Origin of the sequence: Microcoleus sp. K1-B1 (genome assembly GCF_036704705.1) — a bacterium.
Classification (GTDB): domain Bacteria; phylum Cyanobacteriota; class Cyanobacteriia; order Cyanobacteriales; family Microcoleaceae; genus Microcoleus.
The window spans coordinates 1-12,286 of record NZ_JAUBSH010000056.1; the positions used below are offsets into that span (position 1 = coordinate 1).

General features: G+C 46.2%; 7 protein-coding genes. 3 read left to right on the plus strand and 4 right to left on the minus strand.

Annotated elements, in window-relative coordinates; genetic code table 11:
* Positions 1 to 318: 318 nt before the first annotated feature.
* Both QUA83_RS19435 and QUA83_RS19440 read right to left on the minus strand, forming a co-directional pair.
* Positions 319 to 633 carry an RNA-binding protein gene (locus QUA83_RS19435; protein ID WP_333295206.1) on the minus strand — a complete coding sequence of 105 codons (315 nt, stop codon included), beginning with the start codon at positions 631 to 633 and terminating at the stop codon, positions 319 to 321.
* Positions 634 to 1,606: 973 nt separating this feature from the next.
* Entirely contained in the window at positions 1,607 to 3,289 is a 1,683-nt protein-coding gene (locus QUA83_RS19440; protein ID WP_333295207.1) for a tetratricopeptide repeat protein, read from the minus strand.
* 247 nt (positions 3,290 to 3,536) lie between these two features.
* On the opposite strand from QUA83_RS19440, the gene QUA83_RS19445 reads away from it, so the two are divergent.
* Positions 3,537 to 5,414 (plus strand): pseudouridine synthase, encoded by a 1,878-nt coding sequence (locus QUA83_RS19445; protein ID WP_333295208.1) that lies wholly within the window; start codon positions 3,537 to 3,539, stop codon positions 5,412 to 5,414.
* Positions 5,415 to 5,572: 158 nt separating this feature from the next.
* On the opposite strand, the gene QUA83_RS19450 is transcribed toward QUA83_RS19445, so the two are convergent.
* Positions 5,573 to 8,029: an ATP-dependent helicase gene (locus tag QUA83_RS19450; RefSeq protein ID WP_333295209.1), complete on the minus strand. Its 2,457-nt coding sequence runs from the start codon at positions 8,027 to 8,029 to the stop codon at positions 5,573 to 5,575.
* Positions 8,030 to 8,488: 459 nt separating this feature from the next.
* Between QUA83_RS19450 and QUA83_RS19455 the strand changes: the two genes are divergently transcribed.
* On the plus strand, positions 8,489 to 9,502 hold the full coding sequence (locus tag QUA83_RS19455) for a DUF4349 domain-containing protein (protein ID WP_333295210.1): 1,014 nt from the start codon (positions 8,489 to 8,491) through the stop codon (positions 9,500 to 9,502).
* A 216-nt stretch (positions 9,503 to 9,718) separates the two neighbouring features.
* On the opposite strand, the gene QUA83_RS19460 is transcribed toward QUA83_RS19455, so the two are convergent.
* Positions 9,719 to 10,813 carry a RuBisCO accumulation factor 1 gene (locus QUA83_RS19460; RefSeq protein WP_333295212.1) on the minus strand — a complete coding sequence of 365 codons (1,095 nt, stop codon included), beginning with the start codon at positions 10,811 to 10,813 and terminating at the stop codon, positions 9,719 to 9,721.
* 227 nt (positions 10,814 to 11,040) lie between these two features.
* Here QUA83_RS19460 and QUA83_RS19465 point away from each other — a divergent pair, with 227 nt between their 5' ends.
* Positions 11,041 to 12,255: a transposase gene (locus tag QUA83_RS19465; protein WP_333295213.1), complete on the plus strand. Its 1,215-nt coding sequence runs from the start codon at positions 11,041 to 11,043 to the stop codon at positions 12,253 to 12,255.
* Positions 12,256 to 12,286 lie beyond the last annotated feature (31 nt).

Sequence of the window (12,286 nt, forward strand, 5' to 3'; positions counted from 1 at the left end):
GATGAAGGACAGATTTTGGACGCATAAGGGTGGTGGGACAATGAAACTATCTTTCTCTTATTATAGGATCAATTGTTCTGTGGTGTTCTCTTAAAAACAGAAGTTAAGAGGATACCGAATCGCGAATTAGACTGGGAAGTTCGCTGCGGGCGTACCTGGGGGGATTTTTTGCCAAAAACAAAGCCCCCTCGAAGGAGGGGGCAAAACTGATTTAGAGGTTTGGGAGTTTTATTTGATGGGTCGATCGAACAACCCGAAAAAAAAGCAGCATTCGCACCTGCCGTCAACTACCAAAACTCAAATTTTCCGTGTCAAAGCTTAGTAGCGTCCGCGTGAAGAGCGATCGTTGTCGCCCCAGCCACCGCCACCGCCCGAGGGGCGTTTGTTGTTTTCGCGAGGTTTGGCTTTGTTGACTTTCAAGTCGCGGCCCATCCATTCAGCACCGTCTAAAGCTGCGATGGCTGCTGCTTCTTCTGCCTCGCTTGCCATTTCCACAAAAGCAAAACCCCGCATCCTGCCTGTTTCCCGGTCCACTGGCACTTGGACGCGGCTTACAGTACCGTACTCGGCAAATACTTCGTTGAGGTCGTCTGATGTTACCTCATATGAAAGATTACCCACGTAAATCGACATAAAATCTCCAGAATCATTAGGGTGCAGAGATTTAGATTCGGAGAGACGCTTGTAAATAAACACCAACAAACTACGCAACCGAATTTAATTCTTGGAAAACCACTATAACATGAAGCCAGCATAATCAGCAATTGGCTGTCATAATTTTCAATTTTGGGTGCCGTCGGGCAATCGCCAACAGAAAGTATTCGTGATAACTGACATCTTACACTCTTGGCGTCCTCCGCTTGGTTTCTTGCAGTGCGATCGACCTGATATCTTAGATTTTTCGTCGCTGTTAAGTAGGTGTGCAGAATTAATTACACAATATTTCTACTGAAACCCTTGCCTAGCAAGGAGTCTTTATGTAATTAATTTTGTGTGGTTACTTACCAGGTTGATTGGGTCTGATTGAGAACAGTGCCTAAGATTCAGTTATAACTGACATCAGGCATTTTTCTGGAACAGGCAGGATGCCTGGGTGTTCCACCAGATATCAATGTTTTTAGTCGCCGATTCATCTTCTGATTTGTTAATTTTTGCCGATTATTCATATTATTTCCTATCGAAAAACCTCCCTACCAACCTAATCAGGGGTTTTTTACTGGGCAGGATATTATGACTTTGTTGAGCTAATTTCATCGGGATATAGCAATACTATTTAACATCAATTCCGGTTGCACTCATACCTGATTGTTGACTGTAGAAGGAGGGGTGGAAAAACTCAATGGTTGAGTGTTAAGTGTTGACTGGATTTTATTATTCCGATGCAACCGGAAACGATATAATTTGTGAATTAGATTTGTTTATGCACCGCAGAGGGCGCAGAGAACGCAGAGGAAGAGAAAAGAGGGAATGTTTTAGGAGTGTTGGCTGTCGGATCACAGCAGAGCTTATATCTCACAGCGAGCCTCCTGCTAGGGAGCGAGATATATCTCGCTTCGTGATCGGAGAGCGAACACTACGAAATAAAGCTATCCTTGGGATGCTCCCATTACCACTTTCCTGACATCGCGCCCTTGAGTCTCAATTCTTCTCGACTGACTAAAGCTTCGTAGTAATCGGGTTTGATTTCGAGGGCGACTCCGTAAGAGCTAATGGCATCTTGAGTTCGCTGCAATTTTTGCAAAACGTCGCCCCGCTGCGCCCAAGCTTCCCAGTTGTCTGGCTTGAGTTGAATCACTTGGTCAAAAGCGACGAGTGCTTGGGAATAGTTCTGCATTTCTCCTAGGATCAGACCTCGCTGTACCCAGCCTTGATAGTTATCCGGCCAGATAGTAATTGCTCGATCGTATGATGCTAGAGCTTGTTCGTACTGCTGCAATTTTGACAAAGCGTTGCCGCGTTTCAACCAAGCTTCAAAATTGTCGGGCACGATTTTAATTACGCGGTTGTAAGCTGCGACGGCTTCTTGGTAACGCTGCAATTTTTCCAGCGCTGCGCCTTGCTGCAACCCTACTTTTGATGTAATTTCTGCTTCTGAAGTCAGAGAGATTACTTTATCAAAACAGGCGATCGCTTCTTCGTATTGCTGTAATTTTTCCAAAGCTTCGCCTCGCAAGTTCCAAGCTTCTAGAAAATTACCTTCAATTTGTAGAGCATTACTGTAAGCGATAATTGCCTCTTTGTAGCGTTCCAATCCGGCCAGGGCGATGCCTCTACCCAGCCAAGCTTCGGGAAAATTCGGATTAATTTGAACGGCTTGGTCAAATGCAGCGATCGCCCCTTCAAAATCTCTCGATTCTGACAGTGTTTGACCGCGCCCGATCCATGCTTCGGGATAAAAAGAATTAATTTGAATTGCCCGATCGAAACAAGCAATTGCCGCATCGGCCCACTGGTGTTTGAGGGCCATTCCTTTATAAAACCAAGCTTCGCAGTCGTTGGGCTGCATTTGCAGTACGCGATCGTAAGCTGTCACCGCTTCTGCATATTTGTGCAATTTTGCTGAAGCAATGCCCCGATTGAACCAAGCCAGACTATTTTGCGGTTGCAGTTGAATGGCGCGATCGTAAGAAGTTACAGCTTCAGCGTAGCGTTCCGCTTTCATCAAAGCCAAACCTCGGTTCAGCCAAGCTTCCCAATTAGTCGGGACGAGTTTCAGCGCGCGCTCAAAAGCGGCCACGGCTTCAGGATAGCGCTCCGCTTGAACCAACACGTTGCCTTGCCGATACCACATGGCGGGCAAATTCGGATGAAGTTGGGTTGCTCTTTTGTAACAGGTTGCGGCTGCATCCCACTGCTGCAATTCCTCTAAAACTCTGCCCCGCTGATACCAAGCTTCGTGCTTTTCTGAATTGATTTGAATTGCGGTGTCGAAAGCAGCGATCGCTTCTGAGTGATTTTGCAAACTTAACAGCCCTGTGCCGCGCAGCATCCAAGCCCAGTATTCTTCGGGATTAATTGCTGTAGCTTGATCGGCGCAGGCTACGGTTTCTGCGTAGGAATGCAGTTGCTTGTAAGCTTTGCCCAGATTCAGCCACGCCCTAGCCCAGTCCGGCTTAATTTGAACCGCTTTTCCGTAGCAAAGGACTGCCGCTTCGTACCTTCCTGCGGCGTACAATCTATTGCCCCGATCGTAATCTGGAAATGCTGCAAAAATTCTTAAAATCGGCGGCAGCAGAGCTGGTTGGGGGTTTGAGGAGTTTTCAGGAGCCGAAGTCGAGAGGTCTGGCATACGCCTTGCACATAAAAAATTTAGTGGGATAACAAGCTTGCGGTCTTATATATTAACTTATGCTTTTCTTAATCTCGCTGCTGTTTGGAAACAAATTTAGCATATCAGGCTTGGTGCAACCAATCATTTTTACTTAATTTGAGTAGGTATAAAATTATGCCCCGTTCCCGCTTTCGTTACACCGCTGTAAAATACCGTCAAGACACAAGCAGATATGTCCTAATTCAGGTTTCAAACCAAATTGAAGATGCTAGAGTTGCACGCGCTTTTAGATTTTACGGACTGTCATTGGGAGTCGATCGACTCGCACCCGAATTATTGGTACGAAGGCCGTTGTCCTCAAAGTGGCGAGCTGCTGAGACTGCCCCGCACTCGAATGTCCGAAGATCTCGCGCGGCGTTTGATGCAGTACCTGGCCGCTGACGATTCCTACGATCGCGAAGGGAAGATGTACGGCATATTACTTGTGGAGATGCCTTCGGGGGAACAGGGGATACTCAAAGCATTTTCCGGGCTGCTGAACGGTTGCAGCATTGTTGAGGGCTGGGTGCCACCGATTCCGGGACGCGAGCGAGTTGCTTTCGATGAAGCCCGCACGTTAACTCAATTGGAGGCGATGAAACAGGAACTTATTGCACTCAATCAACTCCCGCAGCGACAAGAGTATGAAGCCTTATGTCGGGAGTTTGAAGTGCAAATGCAAGTTTTGAGCGATCGGCATCGCAAGTGCAAGCTGCTGCGAGACGAAAAACGCCAGTTACTGTGTCAAACTCTCCCAGCAGAAACACTAGAAATTGCCCTGGAACAACTGAATCAAGAAAGCCGTTTGGAGAAAAGTGAGCGCAGACAATTGAAACGACAGCGGGATGAAACATTGCAGCCGATCAAACAATTAATTGAAGCTGCCGATCAACGGATGCGGGCGCTAAAACAGCGGCGAAAAGAACTTTCCCGCGAACTTCAGACGCAAATGCACGCGGCTTACACTCTGATGAATTTTTTGGGGAAATCGCGATCGCTCTCCTCATTGATGCCAACTAATTCTATTCCCACTGGCACCGGCGACTGTTGCGCGCCAAAATTGCTCCACTACGCGGCAGCAAACAATCTGAAACCGCTGGCAATGGCTGAGTTTTGGTGGGGGCCGCCATCGGAGGATAAGATACAGGGAGAATTTTATGGTGCTTGTGGCGATCGGTGTCAGCCGTTGATGGGTTTTTTGCTGTCAGGATTGGCTCAAAATCCGATTTTTTCTAATATAAATGAGGGTTTGACGGGCGGGCTAGAAGCCCAACCCCTACTCCCCACAAGCAATAATTTTTCTTGTGGAACGGGCATCTTGCCCGTTGCGGGCGGGCTAGATGCCCAGCCCCTACTCCCCACAAATCATCATATTTCTTGTGGAACGGGCATCTTGCCCGTTGCGGGCGGGCTAGATGCCAGCCCTAAAAACCATAATATTTCTTGTGGAACGGGCATCTTGCCCGTTACCCAAATGCCACCGATTATTTATGAAGACAAATGGTTGATAGCGGTCAATAAACCCTCTGGCTTGCTGTCAGTTCCAGGTCGTTATTTGGAAAATCAAGATAGTGTTTTCAGTCGTTTGCGTAACTTATTACCGGATTGTTTAAATTTGACAATCGTGCATCGTTTAGATTGGGAAACATCTGGAATTTTGCTATTGGCGCGAGACAAAAAAACTAGCAGTCAACTCAGGCAGCAATTTGACAAAAAGCAGGTTCACAAAGTTTATGAAGCGGTGCTTTTGGGTACTGTAAAAATTGATGCGGGGACGATCGATCTCCCACTTTGGGGCGATCCAGAAAATCGCCCTTACCAGCAAGTCAATTGGGAGTGCGGAAAACCCAGTGTTACTCGCTTTCAGGTAATGGCGAGGGAGGGAAATTGCGATCGCGTCGAGTGTTTGCCGCTGACGGGACGCACGCATCAATTGAGGGTTCATGCAGCGGATGTTCGAGGGTTGGGGATACCGATTTTGGGCGATCGGCTTTACGGATGTCGGGCTGCTGCGAATCGGCTACACTTGCACGCGCGGGAACTTTCGTTTGAGCATCCGCAGTTGGGAGGAAAGCTGCACTTACAGGCAGAAACACCCTTTTAAGCTAAGGGCGATCGGACAACGAAGGATAGTTGAGTAGTAGGAATTACAGATTTATTGTTGAGTAATCGGAGCAACAAATCGGGGAACTTCAGCTTAAGTTGTCACCCATGAGTAGAGCCGGAAACAAGCTACTTATTACTGATTACTTCTTACTTCTTTTATATCGCATTACTCGGAAATCTCTGCTTCAAAACAGGCATTACCGGACAAGGTTTTTGCTCCTGCAAATTCTCTGGTTTGTTCCAAGTAAAAGGCCCTTTTTTCTCCGCTGCCATCCACAGCAAGCTTTTTGCTCTGGTCATCGCCACATACAGCAGTCGAAACTCTTCTGCTGTTTTCAAATAACCTGCTTGTTCCCAGGCTTCGCCTAGATTTGGTAAAGGATATTTTTCGTGCAAACTCGCTCGAATTTGTGCTCTCGCTACCTCTGCTAAAGTGAAATCTCCTAAAAATCGGGATTGGGGCAAAACTCGCAAATTTCCGGGGATGGTTTGTTCGTGCAGAAACGGCAAAAATACACAATCCCAATCTAATCCTTTGGCTTTGTGCATGGTAATAATTGTTAGTTGACCTTTGCTGGTATAACGTTCTTCTATTTTGTCGTCTGCATCCACAGGTTCAAATCTTTCGGAACTGACAATTTCGCTTAGTACATCCAAAATATTACGCATTGAATTGTTGCCGGCTGTTTGGATTGCTACCCGTTCTGCTAATTTGTCGGCGGTGGCTAATTCTGTTTGGTCGTATTGCAGCGCTAAGGCTAAGAAGGAAATGATTTGGTAGGGTGGCAGTTCTAAGCTAGCTTGCAGCAAACCGCAGCAAAAATAGCGGCATTTGCGAACGGGGTCTGACTGCTGCGGGTCTAGGGGGCCTGGGTAAAGGAATTGTTCGGGGCTAGTCGCAAAAGCATTGTAGTCTTGTTTGGGGATCAGTTGTCGATCGCTCAAAATCTTTAAGGCTGCTTTTAGGTAGTCTGGAGAGTGCGGGCGATCGAGAAATTGCAGCAGTGTTAAGATTTCCCAAGGTACTTGAGAATGTCTGTCCCGTTCTCCCACATCCTCAATTTTAATCCCGTATTTACGCAAATCAAAGCTTAATCCGTGTTTTTGAGGATTTTCCAGCACTTCTTTGATAAACTTACCTTGTTTGTTTTCCCGCACCAAAATAGCCATCGATTTCAGATTTTCTAATGGCAATTTAGCGCTATTTTCCCCCTCGCTAGCTTCCGTGGCTGAATGGATAGCTTTTTCATTCCTTGCGAATTCAAAATCGGCAGGTAAAAATTCCTCAACTAACTCAATTACCCGCTTGCCAATCAACTCAACTGTATGGTAAATATCGCGTGGAGTATGCAATTCTAAGCCTCGACCAATGGGAGCCGGATTGGCATTATGCTGCGGGTCATCGCTGGGTACTGGCTTAATAGTTTGGTCGCGAAAAGGCTTTTCATGTTTTGCTAATTCTGAGCCATTTACCCATTGCAACATAAAGTTAGCGGCATCGATAATCACCTGGGTGCTGCGACCTGCACCGTCCATTGTCGCTAACTTATTCTCTACTTCGCAGTTATCGCAAAATTGGTTAAAATAAATCGGGTCGGCGGGAGTGAAAGTAGAATTAATCGCTTGATTTGGGTCGCCAACTCTGATAAAATTGGGAGGTAAAGTAGGATGATCGGGATCGATCGCCAATGTTTCCAAAAGCCGAGTCTGCAAAGGTGTCGAATCCTGCGCTTCGTCCTCAAAAACGGCAAATACTTGCTTTTGCTCGATCGCCCTCGCCCTCGGATTGTCCAACACCCGCAAAGCTGCTAAAATCATCTCGTCGTAATCGATGAATTCCCGACTCCTCAACAAAGCCTGATATTTTTGATATAAACCCCCAGCTACTGCTAAAATCTCATAACCGTCCCCAGTATCAAGAGCGCTCATTTCTAACAACTGTTCGGGAAACAAACCAGAAGATTTCGCCTCGTGAATCACAGTTTTAGCTACCTGGGGCAAAATTTCTGTCCGCAAAACCGATTGTCGCCGCAGCCTCTCCGTTTCCTCTCCATCGAATTGCTGTCCTTCCAACAAAACTTGATATCGGCGGGGATTTTCAGCAATCCAAAGTTCTACACAGGTGCGAATTAATCGGTGACTTTGAGTTGGAGTAACTAAGGTTGAATTTTCTAAATTTAAACCTGACAAATCAGGATGGCGCATCGCAATATTCAAAGCTAAACCGTGCAAAGTGTGCACGGCAAAACCGCCTTGAGATAAAGACAATTCTGCCAATCTTTCCCGAATTTTAGTTTTAATATTAGCAGCAGCCGATCGCGTAAATGTCACGACAATTAACTGGCGGCGGCTGTGAAGCCCGTTGCGCGCGATCGCAATTGCCGACGCAGCAGCCATTCCCGTAGACTTCCCGGCCCCCGGAACCGCCGAAACAGCAAGGGGGCCGCCTTGCCAGTCCGCCATGTCCTGCTGCCCCGCACGCAAGCTTTCGCGAATTTTAAGGCAAGCTTGTTCTCGCAAAACTGCGGCAGAGTCTAACCCAGAGGAAATGTTGCCAGGGCGATCGATATTGGTTGTCGATCGTATAAAATCAGTATCAAATTCATCTGTCATTCGATTTTAGATTTTAGATTTTAGATTTTAGATTTTAGATTAGAAAAATATTTGTGTCGTTGAGCCTTTTCAAACGTTATCAGAAACCGAGTTGCTTTAGTTGCGCCTATGCCCAGAACCCAAACCGTCAATCGATTTTAGATTTTAGATTTTAGATTTTAGATTGAATAAAGCGACCTCGCTCATAAATCCGGGGGTTGGCGATGGGAAGCGAGGAGCTTTTTTCTCCCTCCACGGATGAATCCGGGGACTTGTGACCAAATTGTTTTCGGTCATCACACCGATATTTATTGGCTTTCATCTGCGTTCATCTGCGTTTATCTGCGGTTAAAAATCCCAAAGTATTCAACCTCTACCGTTTCCATTTCGGTATCGGCTAAACTAACGCTATCTATTCGAGCTTAAATTGAAACCAGCATAAAATTCAATACCCAAGCCTTTTTTAGAGGAGTCACCCAAATGAAAACTCACCTCAAAATCAATTCCCCCCCACACCAGCCAAACCCAAACCCAGCCAACAGCAGCACAACTCGTTTTGCTGTAGCAGTATTCTTAACTTTATCTTCAGCCATTGCTTTGCCTAGTTGCGGAGGATCTCCGCTGCCCAGCAGCGATACAGGCGGCGCAGTTTCATCCAGCAGCCCTGAAAACCAACTTGTCCGATCGGCTCCACCACCCCCTCCTGTACTCCCAGCTATGCCAGGAGTCACAGCCTCAAGACCTCGTGGTATATCACAAAAAGTAGCAGAAACTCCGGCAATCCGTCCCCAACTGATTAAAAAAGCCGAACTCAGCGTAGTTGTCAAATCTATTGACGCCAGCACTAAATCTGTTACCAATATTGTCGAAAAACAGCAAGGCGATATCTTGGGTTTCCAAAATCAAAAGCCTCCGGATTCGAGTGTCCGCCAAACCGCATCTATGGAGATTCGGGTGCCCCAAGAACGTTTAGAAACTACTTTACAGGCTTTAGCAAAACTCGGAAATGTAGAGAACCGTTCTCTGATGGCTGAGGATGTTACCGATCAATTAGTTGACAACGAGGCTAGGCTACGGAACCTCCGCAAATCAGAGGAAATGGTGTTGAAAATTATGGAGCGATCGGGTTCTGTCGGCGATGTGCTCAAAGCTTCTCAAGAGTTGAGCAAGATTCGGGAGTCGATCGAACGCATTGACGCGCAGTTAAAAAGTTTGCGAAATCAAGTAGCCTATTCGACTATTAGCTTAACTTTAGAAGCAGCAGTATCGGCTCAACAAACTCAGGAACCTTCTCTCGGTTTGCGGGCGCAGGAAACTTGGGGAAAAGCGACTCATTCTGTGGGTGAATTGACCCTCGGTTTGTTTGGTTTGGGTATTTGGCTGTTGGCTTACAGTCCTTATTTGCTGTTAATTGCGGCTGCGGTTTACGGCTTTAATCGATTTAAGAAACAGCATTCTGTTCCGCAAATTCAAGAACCGAAACCGCCTCAGTAGTCAGTAGTCAGTAGTCAGTAGTCATTAGTCATTAGTCATTAGTCATTAGTCGTTATTAGTTATTAGTTATTAGTTATTGGTCGCAGCTAACAAATAACAAATAACAAATAACAAATAACAAATAACAAATAACAAATAACAAATAACAAATAACAAATAACAACTAACAACTGCCAACCGTCAACAGTCAACAGTCAACTGACAACTGACAACTGACTAATCATCAATTTGCCATCCATCTTTGGTATAGTCTTCGTCCACAATCTTTTTCGGACGCATCACCAGAACAACTCGCCCCAAAATAGGAATATCTGGGGATTGTTCAAACCAGTACAATTCTAAATTGCCAGCGTTATCGGCGAGGAAATAACTGTCAGCATCCCACTGTCTTTGAGCTCGATCGGCAATAATCAAAACTTCTTCAACTTTGCCTTGCAGCGGTACCGGCAATCTATCGCTCATTTCCAAAACCGCCACCGGATCTTCAGCGTTCAAAATTACCTGCCATCCGGGAATCGCCACCCAAGCTCCGGCTCCAGAAAATTTTACCATTCGGAACGGCTCGATTTCCTCCGGCAAAGGCACTGCCAGCAAATCTCTCGTAGAAAGCGGCAATTTGCCCACAACCGGGACAATCCGGGGCAATTGTTCCTCGGTATCGAGTCGGTAGACTGGTAAGCGGGGCGCTTCCCTTCTCGGAACTACGGTAAAATCGACCAGCAACTGCTCGATTTGCGCCCTAGCGGTTGGGCTGCTAGCTAATTTTAAACCGCGAGCAATTAAGCGCGATCGCTCTTGCAAATCGCTTTTCTGTCTCGCTAATTGCCAGCATTGGTAAGCCATAGCATCGCCGGGAGTGTCTGTGAACCCTTGGGGGAGACTCCCGAAGTGGGAAAACTCCTTGATCGCTTTAGCAACTTGGCGAGCATCGTCAACATCCAAGTTGTGGGTTAGCATCAAAGCAGCCGCCCCGGCCCGCTCTACTTGAGATAGAATCCGAAACTCGTATAAGATATCGCTACCTTTTTTCAAGAAGTGCGATCGAACTTCCTCTGAAGCCCCAGCGTTGACCATGCTGGTGTAAACTTGGGCTGCGACGCTTACTTGATTTTGCTGAATTGGCTCAAAACCAGTTTCTTCAAAAATCCTTTGAGAGTTGTAGCCAGCTTTTAGCAGTGCAGTGCAGGCCTGTCCCCACTCTACCCAAGTGCCTTCTTTTCGGCGGAGCGATCGAATTAACTTTTCAGCATCCACAACATTTGTGGAGGATGCAGATGAAGGAGGGGAGGAATCTTGCGGTGTATCAGTCATAATTGAATCAAAAACTAAGGCTAAGTTATGTGTAATTGGATACCGGCAAGGCTCGTGTCGCGGCAGAGCGATAAATTAATAGTAAGTGAGTTATGAGACTATTGTTACCGGAAAACGAGAGGAAAGCCCCCGACTTCACGCGTGGGGATGAACTCGGCAGCGGATGCGGCCACCTACAGTCTTAGAAAAATCCTGGTTGATTTCTAAAAGCATGATATGATTATATCATGCTAACAGTAACTCACGAGTACAAACTACGTCCAACCAAATCTCAAGTTCAAATATTTGAGATTTGGTTGTCTGTTTGTCGTCAGGTTTATAACTATGCCTTGCGAGAACGGAAAGATTGGGTGAATTCTCGTAAGTCTTCTGTTAATGCTTGTTCGATAGTTGGTGAGTATATTATCTCACCGGATACTCCTAGACCAACCTATGCTAGTCAGTGCAAAGGTTTGGCAGAAGCTAAGAAGCATTGTCCCGAATTAAAGACCCCTCATTCGCAAGTATTGCAGCAAACTTTAAAGGTTTTAGAGTCGGCATTTGTAGCAATGTGGGAGAGAGGGCATGGGTTTCCTCGCTTCAAAAAACGGATGCGATCGTTTGTTTTCCCGGCTGTTAAGGATGCAGCAGTGGAGAATGGAAAGGTTAACCTGCCTAAGATTGGGTGGGTAAGGATGAAAATGTCTAGACCCACACCAGAGGGTTTTATACTCAAGCAAATTAGAGTAGTTAAAAGGGCATCAGGATATTTTGTCATGCTGACCTACCAGTTAGCAGTCAACCTGCCCGCTCGCCCACCGTCAGGACATCCATTAGGGGTAGATATTGGGATTGACAAATACCTCGCAACTTCAGATGGAGAATTAGTCAACAGACCGAGATTTTTTCAGGCACTTCACCGCGAGTTGAAATCACTGCAGCGAAGATTAAAGCATCAAAGAAAAGGGTCTAATAATTGGCTTGCTCTCCAGAAAAAGATTGCTAGAATTCATCAAAAAATCAGTGATACCAGAAAGGATTGGCACTATAAATTAGCTCATAGGTTATGTGACCAAGCAGGAATGATATTCATTGAGGATATCAATTTTAAGGCTTGGGCAAAGGGGATGTTCGGTAAACATACTCTCGATGCAGCCTATGGTCAATTCTTCTCGATTCTGTCTCATGTGTGTTGGAAGCGCGGGGTGTATTTTGCTCGTGTTGATAAAAACTATACGAGTCAAATTTGCCCCCAATGTGGAACCCATACTGGTAAGAAAACCTTGGATGTCAGAATCCATAGTTGTCAGTCGTGCGGGTACACCACTGATCGCGATACAGCAGCAGCACAAGTAATTAGAGACAGAGGTATCCTTGCGGTCGGGCAGCCCGTGAGTAAAACTGCTTCTGGAGGCGTTCTATCGGGGATCGATAGTAATATCGGTCTAGAGTCGAGCCTTTGAGAGAAGAATCCCCCGCATTCTATGCGTGGGG

What these genes read in the sequence shown, in the direction of transcription:
- QUA83_RS19440 (WP_333295207.1), bottom strand. Translation starts at nt 3,289, where the DNA reads ATGCCAGACCTCTCGACTTCGGCTCCTGAAAACTCCTCAAACCCCCAA.
- QUA83_RS19460 (WP_333295212.1), bottom strand. Translation starts at nt 10,813, where the DNA reads ATGACTGATACACCGCAAGATTCCTCCCCTCCTTCATCTGCATCCTCC.
- QUA83_RS19455 (WP_333295210.1), top strand. Translation starts at nt 8,489, where the DNA reads ATGAAAACTCACCTCAAAATCAATTCCCCCCCACACCAGCCAAACCCA.
- QUA83_RS19465 (WP_333295213.1), top strand. Translation starts at nt 11,041, where the DNA reads ATGCTAACAGTAACTCACGAGTACAAACTACGTCCAACCAAATCTCAA.
- QUA83_RS19435 (WP_333295206.1), bottom strand. Translation starts at nt 633, where the DNA reads ATGTCGATTTACGTGGGTAATCTTTCATATGAGGTAACATCAGACGAC.
- QUA83_RS19445 (WP_333295208.1), top strand. Translation starts at nt 3,537, where the DNA reads ATGCTAGAGTTGCACGCGCTTTTAGATTTTACGGACTGTCATTGGGAG.
- QUA83_RS19450 (WP_333295209.1), bottom strand. Translation starts at nt 8,029, where the DNA reads ATGACAGATGAATTTGATACTGATTTTATACGATCGACAACCAATATC.